33 protein-coding genes are annotated in these 26,489 nt (G+C 58.2%); 18 read left to right on the top strand and 15 right to left on the bottom strand.

The features are described 5' to 3' along the window. Positions 1 to 6 precede the first annotated feature (6 nt). On the bottom strand, positions 7 to 786 hold the full coding sequence (mlaE, locus tag AACT07_RS07235) for a lipid asymmetry maintenance ABC transporter permease subunit MlaE (RefSeq protein ID WP_005336345.1): 780 nt from the start codon (positions 784 to 786) through the stop codon (positions 7 to 9). Beyond that, on the bottom strand, positions 786 to 1,586 hold the full coding sequence (mlaF, locus tag AACT07_RS07240; RefSeq protein ID WP_005336343.1) for a phospholipid ABC transporter ATP-binding protein MlaF: 801 nt from the start codon (positions 1,584 to 1,586) through the stop codon (positions 786 to 788). Before mlaF ends, mlaE begins: the two co-directional genes overlap by 1 nt. A 207-nt stretch (positions 1,587 to 1,793) precedes the next feature. On the opposite strand from mlaF, the gene AACT07_RS07245 reads away from it, so the two are divergent. The 10 genes from AACT07_RS07245 to npr all read left to right on the top strand — a co-directional run bounded on the left by AACT07_RS07245 (position 1,794) and on the right by npr (position 8,610). Further along, positions 1,794 to 2,789, top strand: a complete 996-nt coding sequence (locus AACT07_RS07245; protein ID WP_069527044.1) for a KpsF/GutQ family sugar-phosphate isomerase — start codon at positions 1,794 to 1,796, stop codon at positions 2,787 to 2,789. Beyond that, complete coding sequence (kdsC, locus tag AACT07_RS07250) at positions 2,789 to 3,343, top strand: 3-deoxy-manno-octulosonate-8-phosphatase KdsC (protein WP_069527045.1); 555 nt, start codon at positions 2,789 to 2,791, stop codon at positions 3,341 to 3,343. The genes AACT07_RS07245 and kdsC overlap by 1 nt, the downstream gene beginning before the upstream one ends. Further along, positions 3,340 to 3,900 (top strand): LPS export ABC transporter periplasmic protein LptC, encoded by a 561-nt coding sequence (gene lptC, locus AACT07_RS07255; protein ID WP_005336338.1) that lies wholly within the window; start codon positions 3,340 to 3,342, stop codon positions 3,898 to 3,900. Before kdsC ends, lptC begins: the two co-directional genes overlap by 4 nt. After that, on the top strand, positions 3,887 to 4,414 hold the full coding sequence (lptA, locus tag AACT07_RS07260) for a lipopolysaccharide transport periplasmic protein LptA (protein WP_040068817.1): 528 nt from the start codon (positions 3,887 to 3,889) through the stop codon (positions 4,412 to 4,414). Before lptC ends, lptA begins: the two co-directional genes overlap by 14 nt. Before the next feature lie 3 nt (positions 4,415 to 4,417). After that, positions 4,418 to 5,143 carry an LPS export ABC transporter ATP-binding protein gene (gene lptB / locus AACT07_RS07265; protein WP_005336333.1) on the top strand — a complete coding sequence of 242 codons (726 nt, stop codon included), beginning with the start codon at positions 4,418 to 4,420 and terminating at the stop codon, positions 5,141 to 5,143. A gap of 65 nt (positions 5,144 to 5,208) precedes the next feature. Continuing rightward, a complete protein-coding gene (locus AACT07_RS07270; protein ID WP_005336331.1) occupies positions 5,209 to 6,648 on the top strand; it encodes an RNA polymerase factor sigma-54 in 1,440 nt (479 codons plus the stop codon). Between the two features lie 20 nt (positions 6,649 to 6,668). Then, positions 6,669 to 6,956: a ribosome hibernation promoting factor gene (gene hpf, locus AACT07_RS07275; protein WP_005336323.1), complete on the top strand. Its 288-nt coding sequence runs from the start codon at positions 6,669 to 6,671 to the stop codon at positions 6,954 to 6,956. A 2-nt stretch (positions 6,957 to 6,958) separates the two neighbouring features. After that, a complete protein-coding gene (ptsN, locus tag AACT07_RS07280) occupies positions 6,959 to 7,405 on the top strand; it encodes a PTS IIA-like nitrogen regulatory protein PtsN (RefSeq protein ID WP_005336322.1) in 447 nt (148 codons plus the stop codon). Positions 7,406 to 7,450: 45 nt separating this feature from the next. Continuing rightward, positions 7,451 to 8,317 carry an RNase adapter RapZ gene (gene rapZ, locus AACT07_RS07285; RefSeq protein ID WP_040068818.1) on the top strand — a complete coding sequence of 289 codons (867 nt, stop codon included), beginning with the start codon at positions 7,451 to 7,453 and terminating at the stop codon, positions 8,315 to 8,317. Between the two features lie 20 nt (positions 8,318 to 8,337). Then, positions 8,338 to 8,610: a PTS phosphocarrier protein NPr gene (gene npr / locus AACT07_RS07290; protein WP_005336318.1), complete on the top strand. Its 273-nt coding sequence runs from the start codon at positions 8,338 to 8,340 to the stop codon at positions 8,608 to 8,610. Positions 8,611 to 8,627: 17 nt separating this feature from the next. Here npr and AACT07_RS07295 read toward each other — a convergent pair whose 3' ends face one another. From AACT07_RS07295 to AACT07_RS07350, 12 genes are all read right to left on the bottom strand, one after another. Further along, positions 8,628 to 10,532: a BglG family transcription antiterminator gene (locus tag AACT07_RS07295; RefSeq protein ID WP_069527046.1), complete on the bottom strand. Its 1,905-nt coding sequence runs from the start codon at positions 10,530 to 10,532 to the stop codon at positions 8,628 to 8,630. A gap of 107 nt (positions 10,533 to 10,639) precedes the next feature. Then, positions 10,640 to 11,380: a 2-dehydro-3-deoxy-phosphogluconate aldolase gene (dagF, locus tag AACT07_RS07300; protein WP_069527047.1), complete on the bottom strand. Its 741-nt coding sequence runs from the start codon at positions 11,378 to 11,380 to the stop codon at positions 10,640 to 10,642. Next, positions 11,380 to 12,495: a DgaE family pyridoxal phosphate-dependent ammonia lyase gene (locus AACT07_RS07305; protein ID WP_069527048.1), complete on the bottom strand. Its 1,116-nt coding sequence runs from the start codon at positions 12,493 to 12,495 to the stop codon at positions 11,380 to 11,382. The genes dagF and AACT07_RS07305 overlap by 1 nt, the downstream gene beginning before the upstream one ends. Next, a complete protein-coding gene (locus AACT07_RS07310; RefSeq protein ID WP_069527049.1) occupies positions 12,479 to 13,618 on the bottom strand; it encodes an amidohydrolase/deacetylase family metallohydrolase in 1,140 nt (379 codons plus the stop codon). The genes AACT07_RS07305 and AACT07_RS07310 overlap by 17 nt, the downstream gene beginning before the upstream one ends. Before the next feature lie 42 nt (positions 13,619 to 13,660). Continuing rightward, positions 13,661 to 14,311 (bottom strand): DUF4310 family protein, encoded by a 651-nt coding sequence (locus AACT07_RS07315; protein ID WP_005355144.1) that lies wholly within the window; start codon positions 14,309 to 14,311, stop codon positions 13,661 to 13,663. 11 nt (positions 14,312 to 14,322) lie between these two features. After that, a complete protein-coding gene (locus AACT07_RS07320) occupies positions 14,323 to 15,099 on the bottom strand; it encodes a DUF4311 domain-containing protein (protein WP_005341754.1) in 777 nt (258 codons plus the stop codon). 39 nt (positions 15,100 to 15,138) lie between these two features. After that, positions 15,139 to 15,435, bottom strand: coding sequence for a DUF4312 family protein (locus AACT07_RS07325; protein ID WP_019444839.1), 297 nt, complete (start codon positions 15,433 to 15,435; stop codon positions 15,139 to 15,141). After that, positions 15,435 to 15,800 (bottom strand): SFCGS family glycine-rich protein, encoded by a 366-nt coding sequence (locus AACT07_RS07330; RefSeq protein WP_005355141.1) that lies wholly within the window; start codon positions 15,798 to 15,800, stop codon positions 15,435 to 15,437. The genes AACT07_RS07325 and AACT07_RS07330 overlap by 1 nt, the downstream gene beginning before the upstream one ends. Before the next feature lie 17 nt (positions 15,801 to 15,817). After that, positions 15,818 to 16,177, bottom strand: coding sequence for a transcriptional regulator (locus AACT07_RS07335; RefSeq protein WP_005355140.1), 360 nt, complete (start codon positions 16,175 to 16,177; stop codon positions 15,818 to 15,820). A 314-nt stretch (positions 16,178 to 16,491) separates the two neighbouring features. Further along, a complete protein-coding gene (degS, locus tag AACT07_RS07340) occupies positions 16,492 to 17,616 on the bottom strand; it encodes an outer membrane-stress sensor serine endopeptidase DegS (protein ID WP_069527050.1) in 1,125 nt (374 codons plus the stop codon). Positions 17,617 to 17,725: 109 nt separating this feature from the next. After that, positions 17,726 to 19,087, bottom strand: coding sequence for a Do family serine endopeptidase (locus AACT07_RS07345; protein WP_005336295.1), 1,362 nt, complete (start codon positions 19,085 to 19,087; stop codon positions 17,726 to 17,728). 81 nt (positions 19,088 to 19,168) lie between these two features. Next, positions 19,169 to 19,549 carry a YhcB family protein gene (locus AACT07_RS07350; protein WP_005356646.1) on the bottom strand — a complete coding sequence of 127 codons (381 nt, stop codon included), beginning with the start codon at positions 19,547 to 19,549 and terminating at the stop codon, positions 19,169 to 19,171. A gap of 140 nt (positions 19,550 to 19,689) precedes the next feature. Here AACT07_RS07350 and zapE point away from each other — a divergent pair, with 140 nt between their 5' ends. From zapE to AACT07_RS07390, 8 genes are all read left to right on the top strand, one after another. After that, positions 19,690 to 20,784, top strand: coding sequence for a cell division protein ZapE (gene zapE, locus AACT07_RS07355; RefSeq protein ID WP_069527051.1), 1,095 nt, complete (start codon positions 19,690 to 19,692; stop codon positions 20,782 to 20,784). A 266-nt stretch (positions 20,785 to 21,050) separates the two neighbouring features. After that, positions 21,051 to 21,479 (top strand): 50S ribosomal protein L13, encoded by a 429-nt coding sequence (gene rplM, locus AACT07_RS07360; RefSeq protein WP_005336289.1) that lies wholly within the window; start codon positions 21,051 to 21,053, stop codon positions 21,477 to 21,479. A 15-nt stretch (positions 21,480 to 21,494) separates the two neighbouring features. Further along, positions 21,495 to 21,887, top strand: coding sequence for a 30S ribosomal protein S9 (rpsI, locus tag AACT07_RS07365; RefSeq protein ID WP_005336286.1), 393 nt, complete (start codon positions 21,495 to 21,497; stop codon positions 21,885 to 21,887). A gap of 295 nt (positions 21,888 to 22,182) precedes the next feature. Beyond that, the gene (gene petA, locus AACT07_RS07370; protein WP_005336284.1) at positions 22,183 to 22,773 is read left to right on the top strand and encodes a ubiquinol-cytochrome c reductase iron-sulfur subunit; all 591 of its coding nucleotides are present in this window, start codon (positions 22,183 to 22,185) and stop codon (positions 22,771 to 22,773) included. A gap of 2 nt (positions 22,774 to 22,775) precedes the next feature. Further along, positions 22,776 to 23,993 carry a cytochrome b gene (locus tag AACT07_RS07375; RefSeq protein WP_005336282.1) on the top strand — a complete coding sequence of 406 codons (1,218 nt, stop codon included), beginning with the start codon at positions 22,776 to 22,778 and terminating at the stop codon, positions 23,991 to 23,993. Next, positions 23,990 to 24,724, top strand: coding sequence for a cytochrome c1 (locus AACT07_RS07380; protein ID WP_005336280.1), 735 nt, complete (start codon positions 23,990 to 23,992; stop codon positions 24,722 to 24,724). Before AACT07_RS07375 ends, AACT07_RS07380 begins: the two co-directional genes overlap by 4 nt. 87 nt (positions 24,725 to 24,811) lie before the next feature. Beyond that, positions 24,812 to 25,441 (top strand): stringent starvation protein SspA, encoded by a 630-nt coding sequence (gene sspA / locus AACT07_RS07385; RefSeq protein WP_005336279.1) that lies wholly within the window; start codon positions 24,812 to 24,814, stop codon positions 25,439 to 25,441. After that, the gene (locus AACT07_RS07390) at positions 25,438 to 25,863 is read left to right on the top strand and encodes a ClpXP protease specificity-enhancing factor (RefSeq protein ID WP_005336278.1); all 426 of its coding nucleotides are present in this window, start codon (positions 25,438 to 25,440) and stop codon (positions 25,861 to 25,863) included. The genes sspA and AACT07_RS07390 overlap by 4 nt, the downstream gene beginning before the upstream one ends. Before the next feature lie 43 nt (positions 25,864 to 25,906). Here the strand turns inward: AACT07_RS07390 and dolP are convergent, their stop codons facing one another. Next, positions 25,907 to 26,485: a division/outer membrane stress-associated lipid-binding lipoprotein gene (gene dolP / locus AACT07_RS07395; RefSeq protein WP_005336277.1), complete on the bottom strand. Its 579-nt coding sequence runs from the start codon at positions 26,483 to 26,485 to the stop codon at positions 25,907 to 25,909. Positions 26,486 to 26,489 lie beyond the last annotated feature (4 nt).

Here is a 26,489-nt window from a genome sequence, read left to right on the forward strand (position 1 = left end):
TTTACCTTATCCAAACATGACTGCAGTGAGTATAAAATCCAGGCCGAGCACGGCGAGGGATGAGTGGACCACGGTACGGGTCGTGGCCTGACTGATCCCGGCCGAGGTCGGCTTGGCATCATAGCCGTTAAAGAGCGCAATCCAGGTGACCACCAGGGCGAAAATCAGGCTCTTGATGGCGCCCTGCATGATGTCTTCATGCCAGTCGACGGAGGCCTGCATGGCAGACCAGAAGCCCCCTTCGTCCACGCCGAGCCAGTCCACACCAACCAGCTTGCCGCCGAAGATGCCGATCAGGCTGAACATAAAGGCCAGCAGCGGCATGCTGATGACGCCAGCCCAGAAGCGGGGGGCAACCACCCGGCGCAGCGGGTCGACCGCCATCATCTCGAGGCTTGAAAGCTGCTCGGTGGCTTTCATCAGGCCGATTTCAGCGGTCAGGGCCGAACCGGCACGGCCGGCAAACAGCAGCGCCGTGACTACAGGGCCCAGCTCCCGCAGCAGGGAGAGGGATACCAGCGGCCCCAAGCTCTGCTCAGCACCGAAATCCTTCAAGACGTTGTAACCCTGCAGCGAGAGCACCATGCCGATGAACAGGCCGGAGACCAGAATGATGGCCACCGACTGCACACCCACCACATAGAGCTGCTGGACAAGCAGCGGGAAGTGCTTGCGCGGCTCGGGTTTGCCCGCCAGCGCATGGAACAACATGATGGTGGCTCGACCGACGGAGCTGATAAACCGCACTCCGACCCGCCCCAGCTTGCTTATTTGACTTATCAACATCAGAGATCCTGTAGCAGATCGCCTGCCGGAAAATGAAACGGAACAGGACCATCGGGCAATCCTTTGAGGAACTGCTCGACTTCGGGATTGTGCTCCTCGCGCAGCTGGTCCGGCGTGCCGTGCGCCACCACCTTGCGATTGGCAATGATGTAGGCGTAATCGGCGATGCTCAGCACCTCTTTCACGTCGTGGGTGACGATGACGGAGGTGATACCGAGAGCATCGTTCAGCTCCTTGATCAGCTTGACCAGCACCGCCATGGTGATGGGGTCCTGCCCGACGAACGGCTCGTCATACATGATGAGGTCAGGATCGAGCGCAATTGCCCGAGCCAGCGCCGCCCGGCGCGCCATGCCGCCAGAGAGCTCGGAGGGCATCAGTTTCGCTGCGCCGCGCAAGCCCACCGCCTGCAGTTTCATCATGACGATGGTGTGGATCAGCTCCTCCGGCAGGCCGGAGTGCTCCCGCAGCGGGAAGGCCACGTTGTCGTAGACCGTCATGCCGGTAAACAGGGCGCCGCTCTGGAACAGCATGCTCATCCGTTTGCGCACTTCATAGAGGCGCGAGCGGGAGAGGGTGGGGATATCTTCCCCGTCAAACAGAATGTGACCGGACTCCGGCTTGAGCTGGCCACCGATCAGCCGCAGCAGGGTGGTTTTGCCGATGCCGCTCGGGCCCATGACGGCGGTTACCTTGCCACGAGGAATGGTCAGGTTGATCCCGTCATACAACAGCCGATCTCCGTGACTGAAGGTCAGATCGGAGATGGTGATCAGGTCATTGTTCAAACAATTGTCCATCCGGTGTAAATGAGGTGCGAATTTTATGGGGTAGTCTAGGTCTAAGCAACAGCAAGGAACAACTATTGAACAGGCTGCAAGCCCATTTGCACGACAGTTTTCTGTAACAAAGTGCGTCATTGAGAGCGGGACTTGCCATCCGATTCGCTTATCCGGGCAGACTTTTTTATAATCCCGCAGCTAATTTCGGCCCGGAGCTGTGTCTTTATGTCTGTAAAGCCTGAGAAAGTGTCTGAACTGTTCGATTTTCGTCGCAGTGCCCGCGCGGTGCTGGACACAGAAAAGCAAGCCATTGATGGACTCTATCAGTATCTGAACGACGCCTTCGACAAGGCGTGCGAAATGGTGCTGCGCTGCGGTGGCAAGATAGTGGTCACCGGCATGGGCAAATCGGGCCATATCGGCAGCAAGATCGCCGCCACCCTCGCCAGCACCGGCACACCGGCCTTCTTCCTCCACCCGGGAGAAGCGAGTCACGGCGATCTGGGGATGATCTCCAGCGGCGACCTTATCATCGCCATCTCCAACTCCGGCGAGAGCGACGAAATCCTGGCCCTGCTGCCGGTGCTCAAGCGCCGCGGCATACCGCTCATCTGCATGACCGGTAATCCCGCCTCCACCATGGCCAAAGAGGCCAATGTGCACCTGTGCATCAAGGTGGAGAAAGAGGCCTGCCCGCTGGGTCTGGCACCCACTTCCAGTACCACGGCAACCCTGGTGATGGGCGATGCCCTGGCGGTGGCTCTGCTGGAAGCGCGTGGTTTTACCGCCGATGACTTCGCCCTCTCTCACCCGGGCGGTTCCCTTGGCAAGCGTCTGTTGCTGCGGGTCGGCGATCTGATGCACAGCGGTGAGCTGTTGCCCCAGGTAGGGATAGATGCCACCATCAGCCAGGCGCTGCTGGAAGTGAGCCGCAAGGGGCTCGGTATGACAGCTGTGGTCGATGGCAATGGCCTGCTGGCCGGGCTATTTACCGATGGCGACCTGCGCCGCATTCTCGACCAGCAGATCGATATCCATCACACCCCCATCAGCCGCGTAATGACGGCCAACTGTGTTACCGTAGGTCCAGAGATGATGGCTGCGGAAGCCGTCAAGCTGATGGAAACGAGAAAAATCAACGGATTACTGGTCGTGGATGGTGACAAGCGCCCGCTCGGTGCCTTCAACATGCACGACCTGCTGAAAGCCGGAGTAATTTGATGCAAAACGTACCGACCCTCTATGGTCCGGTGACGCGCAGCCAGTTCGACAAGGCGGCGCAAATCCGCCTGCTGGTGTGCGATGTGGACGGGGTGCTCTCCAACGGCCTTATCTACATGGGAAACAACGGCGAAGAGCTGAAAACCTTCTGCACCCGTGATGGTGCGGGCATACGAGCACTGCTCAATGCCGGGATCGAGATCGCCATCATCACAGGGCGCAACTCCCGAATCGTCAGTGATCGGATGAAAAGCCTGGGGGTGGCTCATGTGGTGCAGGGGGCTGATAAAAAGCTGCCTCACTTCGAAGCGCTGCTGGCCAAGCTGGGGCTGAGCCCGGAACAGGCTGCCTATATGGGCGATGACACCATCGATCTGCCGGTGATGGCCGCCTGCGGCCTGGGTATCGCGGTGGCCGATGCCCATCCGCTGGTGCTGAGTCGTGCCGATATGGTGACCCGGCTTGGCGGTGGCATGGGCGCGGTGCGCGAGGTGTGTGACCTCATTTTGCAGGCGCAGGGCCACGACGATTATCAGCCCGAGGCCTCGGTATGAGCAGACAGACCCTGTTGTTTGCCCTGCTGTTTCTGGTCGCGCTGGTTGCCTGGCAGTTGGGCAAGGTTGAGCTGGTGCCGGAGAGCGCCGTCAAAATCGAAAACTATCAGCCGGATTTTGTCGCCAAAGATCTGGTGACCACCCGTTTTGATATCAACGGCAAGCGCACCGAGCGGCTGGAGTCGACCTACGCCGAGTATTATCAAATCCTCGAGCAGGCCACCTTCGACAAGCCGGTGGTCTACATGTATGACGATCAGGGTGCCGCCGAGTGGAAGGTGACCGCCGAAACCGGCGTGCTCAACACCGGCGACAACGTCATCCTGCGGGACAAGGTGCATCTGGATGGTCTGCTGCCCACCTCTTTCATCTCCACACTGGATACCCCCTATCTGGAGCTGGATCTGGTGACACAGGATGTGCGCAGCAACCGGGAAGTGAACATTCTGGGTCGGGATTTCCAGACCCAAGGGGTTGGCCTCAAGGGCCATCTGGACCGCAAATATTTTGAGTTACTGGATCAAGGCCATGCCATCTATTTCAATGAAAAACGCTAATCTGGCCCTCGCAGCCCTGTTGTTGTGTGGTGCGGTGACTGCCAAAGAGTCCGACTTTGCCGAGAAGGTCTACGTCGATGCCGTCAAACAGGTGGCCGAGATGCAGGACAACCGCATCACCTTCGAAGAGGATGTGACCATCAATCAGGGCACCATCCGGATCAAGGCTGACAAGGTGGTAGTGACCCGTTCCGGCGAGAAAGGAGCCGAGGTGATGACTGCCTACGGCAAGCCCGCCACCTTCTTCCAGATCCTGGATAACGGCAAGCCGGTCAATGCCCACGGCAATACCATCCGCTACGAGTTGAAGAACCGGCTGGTGACCATCACCGGCAACGGTCAGCTCAAGCAGGAAGATAGCCAGGTCAATGGCGATCTGATCCGCTACGACATCGTCAAACAGAAGATGATTGCCGAGAGCAAGAGCCCGAGCCAGCGGGTCAAAACCGTGTTCCTGCCGGATCAGGTAGAGAATTTCGACAAGCCCGCCGACCAGAAGAAGCAGGGAAAATAAGCCATGGCAGTGTTAAAAGCAGTGGGCCTGCAGAAGAGCTACAAGCGCCGCATGGTGGTGAGTGACGTCAGCCTTGAAGTGGGCACCGGCCAGATTGTCGGCCTGCTCGGCCCCAACGGGGCGGGCAAGACCACCTCCTTCTACATGATCGTGGGGCTGGTACAGCGCGATGCCGGTCTCATCACCATCGACGATCAGGACATCAGCCTGCAGCCCATGCATGTGCGGGCGCGCAATGGCATTGGTTACCTGCCGCAGGAAGCCTCCATCTTCCGTCGCCTGTCGGTGTTCGACAACCTGATGGGAGTGATGCAGACCCGCAAGGGGTTGAGCCGTGAGGAGCGTGAGGACAAGGTTCAGCAACTGCTGGAAGAGTTCAACATCACCCACATTCGCGACAACCTGGGTCAGAGCCTCTCCGGCGGTGAGCGCCGTCGGGTCGAGATCGCCCGTGCGCTGGCGGCCGAGCCGCGTTTTATTCTGCTGGATGAACCCTTTGCAGGGGTTGACCCGATTTCTGTGATAGACATCAAGAAGATCATTCAGCATCTGAAAGATAGAGGCCTTGGCGTCTTGATTACCGACCACAACGTCAGAGAGACTCTGGACGTATGTGAGAAGGCCTATATCGTCAGCCACGGCAAGATGATTGCCGAAGGTGCACCGGCTGACATCCTTGCCGATGAGCAGGTCAAGCGCGTCTATTTGGGCGATCAATTCAGTCTATAGTAAGGGGGCATGCCTTCATTTCCTTTGACGAGTGCCTCGCTGAACATAAGGATATCCCGACGTAGATGAAGCCGACATTACAGTTGCGTCTCGGTCAGTCCCTGACCATGACGCCGCAATTACAACAAGCGATTCGTCTGCTCCAGCTCTCCACTCTGGAACTTCAGCAGGAAATTCAGCAAGCGCTCGAAAACAACCCTCTGCTGGAGCAGGAAGAGAGCGAGGCGCAAGAGACCAGTCCGGAAGCGCCGGTCGATGCCAGCCAGCTGGACTCCAGCGATGCCATGGCCCAGGAGCAGATGCCGGACGAGTTGCCGGTGGATACCACCTGGGACGAGGTTTACTCTGCCGGCACCGCCCAGAGCGCAGGCCCCATCCACGATGGGGAAGATAGCGTCTATCAGGGAGAGACCACCGAAAACCTGCAGGATTATCTGCTGTGGCAGATGCGGCTCACGCCGTTCAGCGACGTGGATGCCGCCATCGCGCTTGCCATCATCGATGCCATCGACGAATCCGGTTATCTGACCGTTGCGCTGGAGGATATCCAGGCTGCCGTTACCAGCGATGACGTAGAGGTGGAACTCGATGAGGTCGAGGCGGTACTCAAGCGGGTTCAGCACTTCGATCCGGTCGGCATTGCTGCCCGTTCTGTGCAGGAGTGTTTGCTGATCCAGCTGGATCAGTATGACCCGCAGACCCCCTGGCTCAATGAGGCCAAAGAGGTGATCCTCGAGCACATGGAGCTGCTCGGCAACCGGGATTACCGCACCCTCGCTCGCAAGACAAAACTCAAGGAGAGCGACCTCAAGGAGGTGCTGGATCTGATCCAGCTGCTGGAGCCGCGTCCCGGCAATGGCATCATCCAGAGCGACTCCCAGTACGTGATCCCCGACGTCTCCGTGGTCAAGAAGGGCAGCAAGTGGGTGGTCGAGCTCAATCCCGACTCCGCCCCCCGCATCCGGGTCAACGAGACCTATGCCGCCATGGCCCGCAACGCCCGCAGCAGCACCGACACCCAGTTTATCCGCTCCCATTTGCAGGAAGCCAAGTGGTTCATCAAGAGCTTGGAAAGTCGCAATGATACCCTGCTGAAAGTGGCCAGTTGCATTGTCGAGCAGCAACAGGGCTTTTTCGAGTATGGTGAAGAGGCGATGAAGCCGATGGTGCTCAATGACATCGCCGAAGCGGTAGAGATGCATGAGTCGACCATCTCCCGGGTGACGACCCAGAAGTACATGCATACCCCCCGTGGTATCTTCGAATTGAAGTTTTTTTTCTCCAGCCATGTGAACACCGAAGGAGGAGGAGAGTGCTCATCGACCGCAATTCGCGCGCTCATCAAGAAGCTGGTCACGGCAGAGAATCCTGCCAAGCCGTTAAGTGATAGCAAGATCGCGGATTTGCTGGCCGAACAGGGTATTATGGTGGCGAGACGCACGATCGCTAAGTATCGCGAATCCTTGTTTATCCCACCTTCCAATCAGCGCAAACGCCTGGTTTAGGCAAACAAAAGGATGATGTTATGCAAATTAACCTGACCGGACACCATGTCGAGATCACCGAAGCTCTGCGTGATTATGTGAATAACAAATTTGCCAAACTCGAGCGTCACTTCGACCACATCAACAATGTTCATGTGGTGCTTAGCGTGGAAAAACTGAACCAGATAGCGGAAGCCAAATTGCACGTCAGCGGTGGCGAAGTGTTCGCCAACTCTGAACATGCCGATATGTATGCTGCGATAGACACCTTGCTCGACAAGCTGGACAGGCAGATCATCAAGCACAAAGATAAGTTAAATAAAAAATAACCATGCAACTTGAACACATACTGAGTCGGGACTGCACCAAGAGTGCAGTCCCTTGTACCAGCAAGAAACGCGCCCTCGAAATCATCAGCGAGCTGGCCGCCGAACGCCTTGGCACCTCCCGTCAGGCGCTGTTTGAATGCTTGCTGGCCCGCGAAAAAATGGGTAGTACCGGGATCGGTGCCGGTATTGCGATCCCCCACGGTCGCATTGACGATGAGTTCCCGCCAACCGCGATTCTGATGACCTTTGCCGACCCTATTCCTTTCGACTCCATCGACAATCAACCGGTTGACCTGCTGTTTGCCTTGCTGGTGCCGGAAAGCGAGTGCAAGCAGCATCTCAAGACCCTTTCTCTGATGGCTTCCAAGCTGGGTGACAAGGCGGTTTGCCGCCAGTTGCGTCAGGCAACCAGCGACGAAGAGCTCTATCAGATCATGACCTCGGCCTGACAGCAGGCCAAGGATGAGACACCCGTTTTGGCGTGAGGGAACAAGATGCAGTTAATCGTGGTAAGTGGACGTTCGGGCTCCGGTAAAACGGTAGCCCTGCGAGTGCTGGAAGATCTGGGTTACTACTGTGTGGACAACCTGCCGGTCAATCTGCTGCCCCAGCTTATTGTCTCGGTGGAGAGCCAGTACGACAAGCTGGCGGTCAGCATCGATGTGCGCAACCTGCCGAGCGATCCGGAGAAACTGGAAAATCTGCTGGCTCAGGTGCGCAATGAGGGGCGGGTTGAGTTCTCCAGCTTCTTCTTCGACGCCGACAACGGCACCCTGCTCAAGCGCTATGGCGAGAGCCGCCGCCTGCACCCCCTCTCACGCAACAAGCTGTCGCTGGATGAGGCGATTCGGGAGGAGACCCACCTGCTGGCGCCACTCTCCTCGACTGCTGACCTGCGTATCGACACCACCACCCTCAGCATTCACGACCTGAGCGAGCTCATCAAAACCCGGGTACTCGGCAAGAAAGAGAACGAGCTGGTGCTGGTGTTCGAGTCGTTCGGCTTCAAGTATGGCATTCCCAAGGATGCCGACTTCGTGTTCGATGCTCGCTTCCTGCCCAATCCACACTGGATCCCCGAGCTCAAGCCCTTCACCGGCAAGGATGAGCCGGTCGCCAACTACCTCTCGGCGCAGGCTGACGTGATGCTGTTTACCCAGCAGATCGAGAACATGCTGGTTACCTGGTTGCCCCATCTGGAGCGCAACAATCGCAGCTACCTCACGGTCGGCATCGGTTGCACCGGCGGTCAGCACCGCTCGGTCTTTATTGCAGAACGGCTGGCCAGTGCATTCCGTTTGCTCGGCAAGAACGTGCAGATCCGCCACCGCACTCTCGACAAGAGTGCCCCCCAATCCTGACGGACCAATAGGACGACCCGATGACTGTTTCCGCCTCGGTTGAAGTGAAAAACAAACTGGGTATTCATGCCAGACCAGCCATGATGCTGTTCGAGCTGGTGCAGGGTTTCGATGCTCACGTGCTGCTGCGCAATGAAGATGGTGTGGAGGCCGATGCTGACAGCATCATCGGCCTGCTGATGCTGGATTCGGCGCAAGGGCGGCAGGTGGAAGTACAGGTTGAGGGGCCCGAAGAGGTCGAGGCCTTGGCCGCCGTGGTGGAGCTGTTCACCTCCGGCTTCAACGAGGAGTAGTCACTCCTCGTTTTATGTTATGAACCGGTACGCGCCAGCGCTTTGAAGCTGGCAAAATCGCGACAAGCCAGCAGATTCCTGCTGGCTTTTTCGTTCATCAGTGCCAGAAACAGATCGTAGAGACCCATCGCCTCTTCGTAATCGGCCTTGCTGATGGCCAGCACGAAGATGAGCGTCGCGATTTCCCCGTTGCCCCAGTCGATCCCCTGCGGTGCCAGCACGGTGTAAACCAGGGTGCGGCGCGCCAGCAGACCGAGGGAGTGGGGCAGGGCGATCCCTTCTCCCAGCATGGTGGAGACGATCCGCTCCCGCTCCTGCAGTGAGGCTCTGAAGCCGCTCTCCACCAGATCTTCCGCCTCCAGCTGATCACAGATACGGGTAAACAGTTCGGCCTGGGTAAGGGGTTCTTTTACCACCATGAAGTGGTCGGCATCGAAATATTTGTCGAGCATGTAGGGGCGGGTGCGGTCGATCAGCACCAGCTTGCCAAGCTGCTCCAGCTGGTATTGGGTCGGGAAGGGGGCAACGAGTACCACGGGGGCGTTTTTTTCGTTCACCTTGACGGTACTGATGACAAAGTCCTGCGCGATCTGCGCCAGACCTTCGTAATCCCGCACCGATTCAAGCGTGGTCAGCTGTAACTGGGGATATTCACGTTTGATGCGTGCTTCCAGTACCCGGAAGGTGGCGTTGCCTGCATCGCAAAGCAATAGCGCCTGCGGGCGTCTGGTGTAGCCGATGTCGTAGTGGCGCTCCAGCCCGACCCCGATATGGATCACCAGATAGCCGATCTCGTGGTGGGTCAGTCTGTAGGGGGTCTGCTTGATCCACTCCGAAATGGCCGCCAGCGTGATGTCGTAGGCGAGGGGGTAGTACTGCTTGATGTGATCGGCCAGCGGGTTGTGGTTGCCTATCTGGTATTTGACCCGTAGCAGCATGGTGCTGATATGGGTTTGCAGGTCGGCCCGCAGCTGTTGGTCGCCTCGCAGGTCGTAAGGGTAGTGTTGATGAATGTAGGTCAGCAGATGCTCCACCAGCTGTTCGCTCTCGGCGGCCATTGCAGGGCTGAGCTGGGGAGTATCGGCAATCAGGCGCGCCTGGATCTGGATGGCGAGCCCGGAGATCTCGTCCTCTACGGGGGGCGTCAGGGTTGGCAATACCGCATAAATATCGCGAGATACTGCCAGCAGCGGCAGAGTCAGATCTTCGCTGGCGAAGTGGCGCAACTCGTGACCGGATGCCTGACGCAGCAGGGCAACGGCGCAGTAGATGGTGAGCTGCTGCAGGCTCTCGTCAGCGAGACGCAGCTGATGTCGGGCAAGCTGGGCATGGATGTGATTGCCCACTACCTCCATCGTCTTGCTGGGGCAGAGGTTGGGTAGCAGGGTTTGCAACTGGTTGTTGTGCAGCAACTCCTGATAGAGCAGTTGGGTCAAACAGGCACGGATCGCCGTCTCCTCCCCCTGAATGCGCATCCCCAAGCGGGGTTTGCTCTCGACGCTGAGCCTGAAGTGGCTGAGCTGCTCACGGACTTCCGCCATATCCCCCTGCAGTGCCGCCCGGCTCAGATACCAGGTATCAGCCAGCTCATCGAGCTTGATCCCCTGCTCTGCCGTCAATAGCAGGATCTGCAAGTGCAGCACCCGCTCCCGGCTGGTGCGTGGCAGGCCGCTATCCTGACCCTGTGTCGCCAGCAGAGCGTCGAACAGTCCCTGATTGTAGATTTTCAGCTGGTAGCCGCTGCCACGCTGGTGGAGCAGGTGAGCGCCGTGCGTGGCAATCAGTTCGTTGAGGGTCGCCACATCGGTGCGCACCGTGCGGGTGGAGACATTGAGGCGGCGAGCCAGCTCCTCCTGCGGCAGTGGTTCGGCATGAAGTTGGGTCAGCAGCTGGTGCAGTCTCGGGTGGGGCAGCTTGATCATGTGGGGATGAACGTCTCCTGTTGCACGATAAAAGGACCGATGTTAACAAGCATGCCACCAGCAGGCCAGGCACCGGTCAGTGATTGAACCGGCGCCCGTGACTGCCATCAGGCCAACAGTCGTTTCACTATGGCCAGCAGAGTCCGCACATCCTCGGGGCGAGTGTGCCCGCTCGCGCTGTCGATGATGGAGCTGTAGACGTGTGGGATCACCTTCTCGACTCCGGCGTCCAGCGCAATCCGCACTATCTCCTCGAAGTTCTCCAGATCGATGCCACCGGTGGGCTCCAGCCAGAAGTTGTTGCGGGCACAAGCCTCGGCTACTGCCTGATACTCGTCGCGGCAGGCCAGCCCGCCCATGGGGAAGAACTTGACCGAGCTGCCGCCCATGTCCTTGAGCAGGGCGATGGCTGTATCGATGGGCACTATGCCATCCGGCTGCCCGGCGCTGAGCGGGCCGGTGGAGATCTTCACCATGCCCGGCATGCCGGTAGGGGAGATCAGGCCGTTGACCAGCGTTTCCGACTGACCGAGCAGCGCCCTGCTGGCGCCAACACCGGTGAACACCTGATTGACGTGCTGGGGCTGCAGCTGGCAGGCCAGCTCGGCCACCATGGCGGATTGGCGTGGATCGCCGGCGCCCAGCCCGATGGAGAGGGCGTTGTCGATAAGCTTGGCGTACTCCTTCATATCGGCAACTGCGGAGGGAATATCCGGGTAGTTTTTGGAGAGCACACCGACCAGCACGTGGCCTTCGGCTGCGTCGTACACCTCGACGGCATTCTCCTTGGATCCAGCCAATACGTTGAGACAGACCCGATCACGGTAGTAGTTGGGGGTAAGGGACATCAGCGATTCTCCTGAACGAGGTTGGCAATGGCAGAGTGGATTTGGTCGAGCTGGGGCACGGAGACGCTGCGCACATCGATCTCGATGTGCCCCTCGTTGGCCTTGTAGCCGCGGCAGTAGATGGCAGGCGTGCCCTGTTGCAGACGGGTGACGACCTGCACTGTGGTCATGCCGATCTGCTGGTGGTCGAAGGCGATATCGGTGCGGGCGATGTCACGTCCTGCGCTGTCCCATACCACCTTGGCGGTGACGCCGGGCAGCTGGTTGAGGCGCTCGATGAAGGGGCTCATCTTGGCAACCATGGCGGCGCCGCTCTCTTTCTCTTTGGCCAGATAGCGCTCGATGGCGTGAGTCAGGCCGAGGATCCCCTCCTTGCCCACCTTCATGGCGCGGCCGATGCCGTTGGCTTGCTGCTTGACCCACTCCACGTACTGACGCTTGCCAACTACCAGCCCGCTGGTGGGCCCTTCGATGGCTTTGGCGCCGCTGTAGATGACCAGGTCCGCCCCCTGGTTGTAGTAGAGGCGCAGATCCTCTTCGGCAGCCGCATCGACGATGAGCGGGAGCCCGTGGGTCTTGGCCACCTCGGCAGCCTCTGCCACCGACAGAATGCTCTTCTGCACGCAGTGGTGGGATTTGATGTAGAGGATGGCTGCTGTGTTGGCATTGATGGCAGCGGCCAGCTGGGAAGGGGAGCACTCGTTGGCGTAACCGGCTTCCACTACTTTGCCGCCACCCAGATTGACCATGGTACCGACCGGGGCGCCGAAGTTGACGTTATGCCCCTTGGGCAGCACGATTTCACTCGGCACCTCATGGTGATGGGTATGCAGGTGCTCGAGGCGATAGGGATCGCCGCGCACTATCATGGCGGCGACTGACTGGGCGATGCCGGCGCTGGCGCAGGAGACCACCACCGCATCTTCCACATCCAGTAAACCAGCCAGATAGGCGCCGGTCTTGTTGACCAGATCCTTGACCTCGAAGTAGTGGCCCAGGCCAAAATTGACTGCATCGACCACCTCCTGCTCGGGGGTGGAGACGCCGAGTATGGTCATGCGCCCGGAGGCGTTGATCACCGGTTTGAGCTGATATTTCTCATAAACAGAAGGCATGGTGTGATTTCCCATAGTGAGTCAGAACCAGTTCGCCACCGACCAGGGCGGCGAGAGGCTGCAGTTGTTGGTCACCGCTGCGGGACTGGGCTTCGGTATCCATAAACAGGGTCGGGCCGCTGGCGACCTCGAACAGGGTCAGATCGGCATCGGCTCCCACCTCTAGCCGCCCCTTGCCGGAAAGGCGCAGGGCATCAGCGGCCTGATGGGTGACGCAGGCGAGCACCTGTTCCAGCGTCATGCCGATGGCGAGAAACTTCGACATCACGTGAGCCAGACTGTAGACCGGCCCCTTGATGCGGTTCTTGCAGTAGATGTCGGAGCTGATGGTGCGGGGCAGGATCCCCTGTCGGATAGCCAGCTCCGCCACCTCGAAGCTGAAGCTGGCGCCGCCGTGGCCGATGTCGAGCAAAAGGCCCCGTTTCATCGCCTCGCGCACCGCGACCCGCAGCTCGCCAGCCGGAGTCAGGATGCGGTTCGGCTTGCCGTTGAAGCAGTGGGTCAGCAGATCGCCATCCCCCAGCAGGGCGACGATCTCGTCCAGATTCGGCGGTGTGTTACCCACGTGCACCATCAGCGGCAGCTGGCCGTGAGCCTGTTGCAGGGCCTTGGCCATGCGCAGCGGTTGCAGGCCGTTCTCACCGACCACGCTACCGCTCATTCGCGCCTTGATGCCAACGATAAAGTCGGGGTGGCGGCGAATGGCTGCCGAGGCGAGATCCATATCGAGGTCCCGGCTATCCGCCAGCTCGTTCTGGCGTAGCAGACCGATGCGGGAGATGTTGAGCAGGGCATTCACCCGGGTCTTGCAGCCCGCAGCGATCTGCTGGAAGTCATCCACATCATCGGCTCCGGTGCTGCCGGCGTCGATGACGGTGGTGACGCCGGACTCTACGCCCACCTTGTCCGGCTCATCGTGATAGATGGGGGAGGCGGGGTAGCAGTGGGTGTGGCCATCGATCCAGCCAGCGCTCACATGCACCCGGCCGCCGAGATCCAGTGTCTGCTGCGCCGCTGCCGTCTCCGGCAGGGAGCCGATGGCGGCGATTTTGCCCTCCCTGATGGCAATATCGACGAGCTGGCCATCTCCCTGACGCCCGGCTCTGATGATCATGTCGTACATGCTGATAACCTCTGGCGAGCCGCCCCGCAGGGCGGCTGGTACTTACACAAGGGCGACCGGGAAGAAGGTACCCAGCAGCATGGCTCCCAGAATGGCACCGCCGGTGATGGGTTTGCCCCACACGTAGAACAGCAGTGCACCCAGCAGGGAACCGATACCGATGGGGATGGAAGCGCCCATTGCGGAGAGGATGATGAGGGGGCCGAGGAAGCGGCCAGAGCTGTTGCCAGCACCCATCATCACGTCAGCACCGTAAGTGGAGTTGCTCTGGTTGATGGTGAACTTGCGCGCCAGAATGATGACGTAGCCGATGGCCAGACCAATCCCCATGCCAGTTGCCAACGAGGCGCCGAAGTTCTCCACCGGATAGACGATGCCAGCCCCCAGCAGCAGGGCTGGCACTCCGAGGCCGACCCCGGTCTGGATGGCGCCGCCGATATCCAGGATCCCCACCAGGGATCCCTCGATGATGCGGGCGAACAGGAAGCTGGCACCGAAGGCGGCTACTGCGCCGTAGGCACCCGTGTCCATTCCGGCTTTCAGCATGGCGACGAAGGCTACCTCGTTGAAGGCCCCGACCCCGTACAGATAGAACATGTGGGTACCGGCAAAGACCCCGGCCGAGAGCAGGCCGACGAAGATGGGGAATGACCAGTCGGCATACCAGAAGTTGTTTTTCAATTTCTCATCCATGGTGTGACCCCTTATTTGCCGCTCAGCAGGTTATGGACGTTTTCCAGCCACAGGGGGACGCCCATATGGAAGGATTCAATCAGTTTCATGTCGAAGCCGCGGAAGAAGCCGCTCAGCACGAACAGTAGGACGATGGCTGCCATCATCACCTTGGTGACATGGTTCCAACCGCTCTCTTCCACACCCTTGCCGATCAGGATACCGAGCACCAGACCCGGTACCGCGTTACCCATGATGAGCTGGGCCAGACCGCCGAAGATGGTGGCCCAGAAACCGGACTTCTTGCCCGCTTCGATGGCGGCGAGCCAGAAGATCACCGGCATGACGGTGTTGACCAGCAGGTTGGCTGCCGGTACCAGCACCTTGACCGCAGTGACCTGCAATGCAGCAGGGACGGCTGCGGCCGTGCTGTTGAGGAAGGCAACCACGATGGCACCTATGATGCCGCCGGCGATGGCCATCTTTTTCGGGTCGTGCAGAGTGGTGGCTAGATCCCGATTTTTGAACAGCAGTGCCGCCGTGGCCCAGTGCGGGATGATGCGGTGATCCACATCCTGGGTGAAGGCGCCTGCCGCCACGGTCGAGGCCCAGGCGTTGAAGAAGAAGCCCAGACCAAACGAGAAGTGGGAAGCGGGATCCCCTTCGCAGGAGTTGAGTTCGCCCAGGGTGCGGAAGGCACCCATGCCCTGTACGGTCGGGGCGTGGAACATCCGCGCCGCGCCGGCCCCCACCCCGACGCCAACCAGGCCGCCAATGATGAGTGACTTGATAAAAATGATTAGAAACATCCAACGTATCCTTCTTGTGGGGTTGTGCCTGCGCAGGCATCACACCTGGGTGAATGTCACTTTGGCGACATCCAGACTGGTGACCTGAACCTTGATCTCCAGCTGGACGCGGTATTCGCGGCGCTGGCGCGGCAGGAAGAAGAACAGGAACTTCTCCACCCGGACCGACTCCTCGGCTTTGAGCACCTGTACATCGACCGGCTCAATGCGCAGCAGTACCTGCTGGTTGTCTTTGAGCAGTGTGGGTTGCACCTGGCTGAGGGCGGAGGCAAACGCCTGCTGGCGGGTCGTCCCCTTGCCGTTGACGATGACCTGGGTGGTGAAGTTCTCTTTCATCAGGCGCGTCCGTGCTTCTTGGCGAAGGCTTCGACCAGCTTCTGGCCCAGCTCTTCCTTGTCCATGAAACCGAAGCCCAGCACTACACATCCTTCGTTGATGGCGGTGACGCCCTCTTCAACAGAGCGCATGCCGTAGCGGCACTTGTAGCCGTACTTGGTCTGGGCGGTGATCGCACCGGCGCCGCCGCTGCCGCAGAAGGAGATGCCGAGATCCGCCTGCTCCTTGTTCATCACGTCGCCGAGCTTCATGTCAGCGGCCATGCCGGGGATGATGGTCACGTTGGCCCCGGCAGCTTCCGCGCCTGCGCCCACTTTCTGACCCTTGCCGAGACGGTCTCCAATCACGAGTTTGATGGCTGTCATATCGATTTCTCCTTGAGTTACGGGTTCTGCACCGAGCTGAGTTCGTTTTCTTTGGCGACTTCAAAATGGACGGACAAGAGGTGTGCCTCTTCATAAGCAAGTTGATCCAGCCAGCTGACGACCTGTTCGGCGAGACGTAGTGAGAGGGGGGAGATCTCTTCAAACAGGCTGAGGTCAACTTCTGGCAGGGGCTCGCCGCTGTGGGAGCGCCACACCATGGCTTTGACATGGGAGGCCAGCATCTGCCGTTGCACCTCGTTGGGGATGATGCCCTGTTCGGCCAGCAGTGGATAAATGCGCGCGAGGATATGATCGGTCTGGCGCAGCAACTCCGGGCTGTTCGGGGTCAGGGTCTGGTCGTGAGTCTCTGTTTGCAATGTCTGCTCTCCAAGGCTGGCAGAAGGTATGGCGTTACCCTAAGCCTGCGCGTCGATGCGGAGGAGGTAGCGTTTTTCCGATTCGAAGCGGAAATTCTTGAGGAAATGGCCCCGAAGTGATCGTTTGGATACTGAAAAGGTAAAAAGAGTGCTTATTGAAGCTGGTTTTGTGTGATCGGTAGCGCACAAATCGGGGGGCGGGGGCAGGGCAAGCGTTGCGGGAAACTGTGAGTCATCTCACGGTAAGAGACGTTGCCGAGGGGACAGATATGGAAAAGGGCGGTTTCCCGCCCTTCTCATTAAAAGGAGTGACGCTAGCTGGCCGATGCGGCGCTCGAGCTGGCCGTTCTCTGCTGATAGCGCAGGTCTTCCTCTATAGTGACCACCACTTCCAGCGGCTTGCCGGAGCGGAATACCGAGATGGTCAGCTTGGTGCCGGGGCGGCTCTCGACAATCTTGTCCATGGCGCTGCGTACGCCACTGATGGCCTCTCCGTTGATCTTGAGCAGCACATCCCCTCGCTGCAGGCCGCCTTTGGCCGCCGGTCCGTTGGGATCCAGACTCTCCACCACCAGGCCACGCAGGTCGCCGAGGTTCATCATCCGCGCGACTATGGGGTTGATCTCGACACTGGAGATCCCGAGGTAGCCGCGGATCACCCGGCCGTTGGCGATCAGCTCATCCATGATCCGTTTTGCCAGCCGGTAGGGGATGGCGAAGCTGATGCCGTAGCTCTCCTGATTGCCGTTGAGGTGATAGGTGGCGGTGTTGATACCCACCAGATCGCCACGGCCGTTGACCAGCGCGCCACCCGAGTTGCCCTCGTTGATGGCGGCATCGGTCTGTAGCAGATCCTGGCGGCCATTGCTGTCGGGTCCCATGCTGGAGAGGCCGGTACGGCCGGTCGCACTGATGATGCCCTGGGTGATGGTCTGGCCGACGTTGTAGGGGTTGCCGATGGCGAGCACCACATCCCCCACTTCTGGCAGTCGCTCCGGATCCTGCGGGATCACCGGCAGGTTGTCTGACTCGATATAGAGCACGGCGAGGTCGGTGAGCTGATCGGTGCCGACCAGCTCGGCACTGAAGACCCGACCATCCTGCAACGCGATGATGATCTGGTCGGCATCGGCGATGACGTGGTAGTTGGTCAGCACATAGCCGCGCTGATTCATGATGACGCCAGAACCCAGCCCTTGCGGGCGCAGTTCCCCCTGATTGCCCTGATTGGGGGCAAAGCTGCGGGTGTAGATGTTGACGACGGCAGGGCCTGCCCGATGGGCGGCATAGGAGAAACTCAGTTCACGGGCATTGGTGATGATGCCGGGCAGTTGGGCACCACCGCGAAAATGGGGAAACAGCAGCAACAGCAGCGCCGCGACGGTCAATCCAAAACCGACAGACTTGCCCAAGTAACTGACTAAAGGGGGGATTTTCATGTCATTCTCATCCGTACAGGCTGCGCGCAGAGAATAACACTATCGATGGATAAAAATCACCCGCGGTGAAGGCCGCGGGTGATAGAGGGGTTGGCGAACAACTTGAGCGTTAGCGGATCACCAGATAGAGCGAGGAGTCGCCGCGCTGGATGTTGAGTGCCAGCACGTCAGGCTTGTTCTTGAGCGCCTTGGTCAGCTCGCCCAGGGTGTTGATGCGCAGGCGGTTGACCCCGATGATGATGTCACCCTTCTGCAGGCCGGAAGCGGCAGCCGGAGAGCGAGGATCAATGTCGGCCACCGCAACACCGGAGACCGGGTCGGTAGTGGTGCTCAGCTTGGCCCCTTCCAGTGCCGGATGCAGCGCGCTGGCGCGTACTTCGCTGTCATCGGCCTGCTTCAGGGTCACTTTGGCAGTTTGCGACTTGCCATCGCGGATCAGCCCCAATTCGACCTGCTTGCCAGCGCCCATGGTAGCGATCTTGGCACGCAGCTCACCGAAGGAGCGAACCGGTTTGCCATCGATGCTGACGATGATATCGCCGGCCTTGATGCCCGCCTTGTCGGCCGCCGAATCAGGCATGACCTGATTGACGAAGGCACCATCCTTCTTGTTGTAACCGAAGGTTTTGGCGATGTCGGAGGTAAGCTCGGTGCCGGTAATACCCAGCTGGCCGCGACGCACTTCACCGTACTTGACGATCTGCTCGGTCAGATCCCGCACCATGTTGGAGGGGATGGCAAAGCCGATGCCAATGTTGCCGCCGTTCGGGCCCAGAATCGCGGTGTTGATACCGATCAGCTCGCCACGCAGGTTGAGCAGGGCACCGCCGGAGTTACCGGAGTTGATGGCCGCATCGGTCTGGATGAAGTTCTCCAGATTCTCGATGTTGAGGCCGCTGCGACCCAGCGCACTGACAATACCGGAGGTGACGGTCTGGCCCAGACCAAACGGGTTGCCGATGGCCAGCGCATAGTCACCTACCCGCAGCTCGTCGGAGTCGGCAAACTTGATCTGCACCAGATCCTCGGCCTTGATTTGCAGCAGGGCGATGTCGGACTGCTTGTCTTCACCGATCTTCTTGGCTGCGTACTCACGACCATCCTTCAGATTGACTTTGATCTCGTCCGCCTCGTGAACCACATGGGCGTTGGTGATCACGTAACCCTTCTTGGCATCGACGATGACACCGGAGCCGAGCGCCTGGAACGGCTGCTCGCTCACCTGTTCATCGGGCATATTGGGGCCGAAGAAGAACTTGAACTGTTCCGGCAGACGCTGACGGGTAATTTTTTTGCCAGAAACCGAGATATTGACCACCGCCGGGGTGACCTGTTCGAGAACAGGCGCCAGGCTTGGCATCTCCTGATTTGAACCTAACAGGGAAGGCAGTGCAGCCTGAGCAGGGGCCGCAGACATGGCGATACCGACACTGAGGGCTAGCACACTGAGCATGGAAAGAGGTTTACGCATATGAAAAACAGCTCCCAGAAAAAGTTGCATTGCAATCGTCAAGGTCAGACCACGGGACTGGCCAATTAGTTCCGCGAGGAACTAGTTTGGTTGCTTGAGCAGCCCGGAAGAGGCGCCAGCATAGTCGCGAGGCGGAACGCCCGGCTCTTCTGCCACATTGGCAGGGGCTTCTTCTACCAATGACTCGCGGAACAGCGGTTCCTGCGCCTTGGCCAGGAATTTGCTCTGCTCGGCCATGTGGCGATAGAGGGTCTGATACTGCTCGGCCAGTTGCTCCATCAGGGCGGCGCTGTCGGCGAAGTGGGTGTTGATCTGGCCCTGATAACTCTCGAGCTCCTTGTGGGCCTTCTTCAGTTCCTGTTCCAGACGGCCAGCATCGCGGCTACGCACCGAAAAACGGCCGAGAACGATACCGATAATCAAGGCCGCGACAGCCAGCAGGATCCCAGTTAACAGACTCATAGATGCTCCTTGTTACAGCTAAAACAGAGTGGGTTTATACGGTCGTCATAACCGCCATGCCTTGATGGCACTATACCGTGCGTCCTGAGGCCGTGATACCATTTTGTCCTCGATTCAGGGACTTGGAGAGGCGCTCAAGGATGACACCGCAGCAAAAATACCAGCAGGATCTGCTGCGCCCCGGCTTTGTGGCCGACCCCGCGCAGGGGATGGCCATTAGCAGGCTGGAGCGACTGTATCAGGATTTGCTACGGCGCCCGACTCCGACCAGATCTCGAGGGCTGCTGGGTTGGCTGCAAAAGCCCAAGCCGCCGGAGCCCGTCCTCGGTATCTATATGTGGGGCGGAGTGGGCCGAGGCAAGACCTGGCTGATGGATACTTTTTTCGACAGCCTGCCGGGGACGCGCAAGATGCGCAGCCATTTCCACCGCTTCATGCACCGCATTCACGATGAACTGCAGGGGCTGAGCGGGCAGTCCGATCCCCTCAAGCTGGTGGCCAGCAAGCTTGCCAGTGAAACAGACATCATCTGTTTCGACGAATTTTTTGTCTCCGACATCACCGATGCCATGTTGCTGGGAACGCTGTTTCAGGAGCTGTTTGGTCACGGTGTCGTGCTGGTCGCCACTTCAAATATTCCGCCGCATGATCTTTATCGCAACGGGTTGCAGCGAGCCCGTTTTCTGCCTGCTATCGAGCTGATCGAGCGCCATTGCGAGGTACTTAACGTGGATGGTGGTATCGACTATCGCCTGCGTACGCTGGAACAAGCCGAGATTTATCACTGCCCGCTGGATTTGCAGGCAAAAGCCAATCTTGACCACTATTTTCAGCAATTAACCGGCGGACACACGGCTTGCGAGGGGACGTTCGAGGTCAATCATCGTCAGCTGAGGTCGCTCGGGATGGGGGAAGGGGTGCTCTATATGGAGTTTGAGCAACTTTGCTGTACTCCCCGCTCCCAGAACGACTATATCGAGCTGGCCAGGCTGTTCCATACCGTTCTGCTGGCCAATGTGCAGCCAATGGGCACAGGCATGGATGACGCGGCTCGCCGCTTCATTGCCATGGTCGATGAGTTCTACGAACGGCACGTCAAACTCATCATGTCGGCGGCGGTTCCCATGACAGAACTCTACGGCGAAGGGCTGCTGAATTTCGAATTCCAACGCTGTCTTTCACGGCTTCAGGAAATGCAATCGCACGAATACCTTGCCAGAGTGCACCTTCCTTAGTCACAATACCGCGCCTGCCAGTCGGATGGGCATCTGCGGCAGGTAGGGCCGGGCGACATTTGCTGGTTTCATGGCAGTGAAATTAGCAGGTGATATTTAAGGCAACTTCACTTATAATCGCCCGGCCCACGTTACAGCTGTCGATAAGACAGCAACACTTTAAGCTTTACTTGTATTCGAAGGGGTACAGGTAGGCCATCGTTTGTTGTTTGTGGGAGAGCCCCCATAAGCAATTGGGTCTGTAACAGGTAATTGGGTTTAACTTAATGAAAACTTTCGTTGCCAAGCCAGAAACCGTAAAACGTGACTGGTACATTGTGGACGCAGAAGGTAAAACTCTGGGTCGTATCGCAACCGAGATCGCTGCTCGTCTGCGTGGTAAGCACAAAGCTGAGTACACTCCGCACGTTGACACCGGTGATTACATCATCGTTGTAAACGCTGAGAAGGTACACGTAACCGGTAAGAAATTTACCGACAAAATGTACCACGCTCACTCCGGTTTCCCGGGTGGTATCAAGTCAATCAGCTTCGACAAGCTGATTCAGCGTAAACCGGAAATGGTAATCGAAGCAGCCGTCAAAGGCATGCTGCCGAAAGGTCCTCTGGGCCGTGCCATGTTCCGTAAACTGAAAGTTTACGCAGGCGCCGAGCATGCTCATGCTGCTCAGCAACCTCAAGTACTGGATATCTAATCGGGAACTGGCAACATGGCAGAAAATCAATACTACGGTACCGGCCGTCGCAAAAGCTCCACTGCTCGCGTATTTATCAAAGCGGGTAGCGGCAAGATCGTAATCAACCAGCGCTCCCTGGAGCAGTACTTCGGCCGTCCGACTGCCCGCATGGTAGTTCGTCAGCCGCTGGAACTGGTTGAGATGACCGAGAAACTGGACCTGTACATCACCGTTAACGGTGGTGGCATCTCCGGTCAAGCTGGTGCGATCCGCCACGGTATCACTCGTGCTCTGATGCAGTACGACGAAACCCTGCGTTCCGAACTGCGTAAAGCTGGCTTTGTTACTCGTGATGCCCGTAAGGTTGAGCGTAAGAAAGTTGGTCTGCACAAAGCTCGTAAGCGTCCGCAGTACTCCAAGCGTTAATTCGCTTTTGGTACTCACTCTTTCGAGTGTCAAAAAAGCCTGGCGGTTGCCAGGCTTTTTTTATTGGTAATATTACCGACATCAATGCTAACCACGCGTCACAAAAGACAAAAAATTGTTTCTTTATTGTTTTCATTGCTCACCGCTCTTTCTTGTCAAGTTGTTATCTTTTCTTTAAAATTTCCCCTGTTTTCTGTGGCAATTGTAAATCCAGCTTCCGCCGCTGTTGTCACGGGAAAAATGGGGAACAGGGACACTATAAGAATGTGCGGAGTCCACATGGGAGAGTTTTTGGATGAGCAATGCGCCAGTTGATACCGGTCGCCGCAGATTTCTTACCTGGTCAACGGTTGCCGTTGGTGGGGTAGGAGCTGCGTTTACCGCAGTGCCGTTTATAAAGTCATGGAATCCGAGCGCCAAGGCCAAAGCAGCCGGTGCGCCGGTTGAAGTCGATATCAGCAAGTTGGAACCGGGTCAGCTCATCCGTGTCGAGTGGCGAGGCAAGCCTGTCTGGGTGGTGAAACGCACCAAACAGACGCTGGATGCCTTGGCCGCACATGATGACAAGCTGCGGGATCCCTCATCTGAAGAGCCGCAGCAGCCTGACTATGCCCATAACGGGTACAGATCGATCAAGCCCGAAATTTTTGTCGCGGTCGGTATTTGCACCCACTTGGGGTGTTCACCTTCCTATCTGCCTGACAGCTTTGGCGAGCAGGTGCAGGGCGTTACGTCCGGCTTCTTCTGCCCGTGTCATGGCTCCAAGTTCGACATGGCCGGCCGTGTGTTCCAGGGGGTGCCTGCACCGCTGAACCTGGTCATTCCGCCCTATCAATTCATTAATGACACCACCATCCAGGTCGGTGCCGATGGCAAGGAGGCCTGACCATGTTGAGTAAACTGATGGGCTGGATCGATTATCGATTCCCGCTCACGGCCATGTACAACGACCACATGGCCAAGTATCCGGCACCGAAGAACCTGAACTTCTGGTACTTCTTCGGCTCGCTGGCCATGCTGGTGCTGGTCAATCAGATCATCACCGGTATCTGGCTGACCATGAACTACAACCCCTCCGCGGAAGGTGCGTTTGCCTCCGTGGAGTACATCATGCGCGATGTGGAGTACGGCTGGTTGCTGCGTTACATGCACTCAACCGGTGCGTCTGCATTCTTCATCGTGGTCTACATGCACATGTTCCGTGGCATGATCTATGGCTCTTATCAGAAGCCTCGTGAACTGCTATGGATCTTCGGCATGCTGATCTTCCTGGTGCTGATGGCGGAAGCCTTTATGGGCTACTTGTTGCCCTGGGGCCAGATGTCATTCTGGGGTGCCCAGGTCATCATCTCGCTGTTTGGCGCCATTCCGGTCATCGGTGACGATCTGACCCTGTGGATCCGCGGTGACTACGTGATCTCCGGTGCGACCCTTAACCGCTTCTTTGCGCTGCACGTCATCGCGTTGCCGCTGGTGCTGGTGATGCTGGTTGCCATGCACATTCTGGCGCTGCACGAAGTAGGCTCCAACAACCCGGACGGTATTGACATCAAGAAGCACAAGGACGAAAACGGCTGGCCGCTGGATGCGGTGGCGTTCCACCCTTACTTCACCGTCAAGGATATGATCGGTGTGGCAGGCTTCCTGTTCTTCTTCTGCGCCATCATCTTCTTCAAACCGGATATGTGGGGTTACTTCCTCGAGAAGCCGAACTTTGAAGTGGCCAACGGTCTGAAAACTCCGGAGCACATTGCGCCTGTGTGGTACTTCACGCCGTTTTACGCCATTTTGCGGGCGGTGCCGGACAAGCTGCTTGGCGTCATCATGATGGGTCTCTCCATCGTGGTGCTGTTCCTGCTGCCGTGGCTGGATCGCTGCAAGGTGCGCTCGGTGCGTTATCGCAGCATGCTGCACAAGCTGAACATTGCCCAGTTTGTGGTCTGCTTTATCATCCTGGGGGTGTTGGGGGTGCTGCCATCGACGCCGACGTTGACGCTGGTTGCCCAGATCTGTTCACTGGGATATTTCGGGTTCTTCGTCCTGCTGTTCTTCTATAGCAAGAATGAAAGCACCAAGCCGCTGCCGGAGAGGGTGACATTTAAATGAAAAGAATAATATTTGCAGTGCTGACCCTGCTGCCATCTCTGGTATTTGCAAGTGGCGGAGCTGTTCATCTGGACAAAGCCAATTACGATCTGAGTGACAAGGCATCGCTGCAACGTGGCGCGGCCACCTTCATGAACTATTGCGCCGGATGCCACTCTACCCAGTATCAGCGTTATAACCGGGTCGCAGAAGATCTCGGGATCCCCGAAGATTTGATGAAAGAGAACCTGATTTTCACCGGCGCAAAGGTCGGTGACCTGATGAAGAGCGCCATGTCAGAGAAGGATGCCGCCAAGTGGTTTGGTGCGCCGCCCCCCGATCTGACTCTGGTTGCCCGGGTGCGCGGTGCAGACTGGATCTACACCTATCTGCGTTCCTTCTACGTGGATGAGACCCGTCCGTTCGGGGTGAACAACGCCGTGTTCCCGTCCGTGGGCATGCCCCATGTGCTGGAGCCGTTGCAGGGAACCCCCCGTGCAGAGTTCGCTACTCACACGGTCGACGGAGTGGAAACCCAGCAGGTTGTCAGCATCAAATCTGACGGTAATGGTGAAATGGATGACGAAGAGTATGATCAGACGGTACTGGATCTGGTAAACTTCTTGGTCTACTCGGCTGAACCGGTACAACAGGAGCGTGAACGCATGGGCTTCTGGGTGCTTGGATTCATCGTGATCTTCTTCATCTTCACTGTGCTGTTGAAGAAGGAATTCTGGCGCGACGTTCACTAAGCGACCAGATACGGGTAATATAATGCACGGCAATGAAGACCAAGATGCTTCATTGCCGTTTCTGCTTTTTAATGACGGGAGGGTTCAATGGCTGTAGCTGCCAATAAGCGTTCGGTAATGACGCTGTTTTCCGGTGCCAACGATATGTTCAGCCATCAGGTGCGTATTGTCCTGGCGGAGAAGGGTGTTAGCGTGGATATCTGCCAGGTTGATCCAGCCAATCTGCCGGATGAGCTGGCCGAGCTGAACCCGTACAACTCTGTACCGACCCTGGTTGATCGTGAGCTGGCACTCTACACCTCGCGCATCATCATGGAGTATCTGGACGAGCGCTTCCCGCATCCGCCCCTGATGCCTGTTTACCCGGTTGCCCGTGGTAACAGCCGTCTGATGATGCACCGCATCGAACTGGACTGGTACTCATTGGCCGACAAGATCATGGCCGGTACCGATGCTGAAGCGGCACGCAACGAACTGCGTGACAACCTGCTGGCCATCGCGCCGATCTTCGGTGAAATGCCCTATTTCATGAGCGAAGAGTTCGGTCTGGTGGATTGCTACATGGCACCGCTGCTGTGGCGTCTGCCGAGTCTTGGTATCGACCTGACCGGTCGTGGCGCCAAAGAGCTGAAGGCCTACATGGTTCGTTTGTTCGAGCGTGAGTCCTTCCAGGCTTCCCTGACCGAAGCCGAACGCGAGATCCGTGCTGGCGTATGAGCATGGAACCGACAATGACACCGAGCCGCCCGTACTTGTTACGGGCGTTCTTTGACTGGTTGCTGGACAACGATCTGACCCCTCATCTGGTGGTCAACGTCAACATTCCCCATGTGATGGTGCCGATGCAGTTTGCTCAGGACGGGCAAATTGTATTGAATATCGCACCCCGAGCCGTGATGCAATTTCACATGGATAACGAGGCTATCAGCTTCAGTGCCCGCTTTGGCGGCGTCTCCCAGCAGGTTTACATCCCGATGGCGGCAGTGCTGGCTATCCATGCCCGGGAGAACGGCGTGGGCACCATGTTCCCGCCCGAGCCGGGTTACGATATCTGGCTGGAGCAGGCTGAAGCGCCGGTGGAGCCTGAGCCGGAACCGCCGCGTCCAAGCGGTCGTCCGACCCTGAAGGTGATCAAATAAAAAACGCAGCCGATTGGCTGCGTTTTTTTATGTGCGTTCGAGCTTAGTTCTGGGCGAACTCGAAGGCCTTGATCACGCGCTTCACGCCGGTGACATGGCGGGCGATGTTGACTGCCTGCTCTCCCTCTTGGCGAGTCACCAGACCAATCAGGAACACCTCGCCGTTCTCGGTGACCACCTTGACCTTGGTGCTGTCGAAGTTCTTGGTGCCGAACATATCGGCTTTCACCTTGGAGGTGATCCAGGAGTCATTGCTGCGGGTGGTGAAACTGGCAGGTTGGCCGATGCGCAATTCGTTGTAGACGTGGCGAACCCCTTCGATGCGACTGACAATTTTGCCCGCCTCAATCTTGTAAACGTCAGAAGGTGTCTGGCCGACCAGCAGGACGCGGCCATTGTTGCTGTAGACGCTGATCTTGCTGGCTGCGCTGAGCGGTTTGTTGTCGGCCAGCAGATTGGCCGCTTTCAGCTCGATGGTCTGGTCATCCCACTGCGCGCCCAGGGTTCGGCGATCGCCAGAGGCCTTGGCAGTCCCTGCGGCGCCGCCAACAACCAGGGCTGCGCAGCCTTGCAGCAGCAGGGTGCTAACCAGCAGACCGAGCAGGATAGTGTGCTTTTTCATGGTT

Origin of the sequence: Aeromonas sp. ANP5, assembly GCF_963870295.1 — a bacterium.
Taxonomy (GTDB): domain Bacteria; phylum Pseudomonadota; class Gammaproteobacteria; order Enterobacterales; family Aeromonadaceae; genus Aeromonas; species Aeromonas veronii.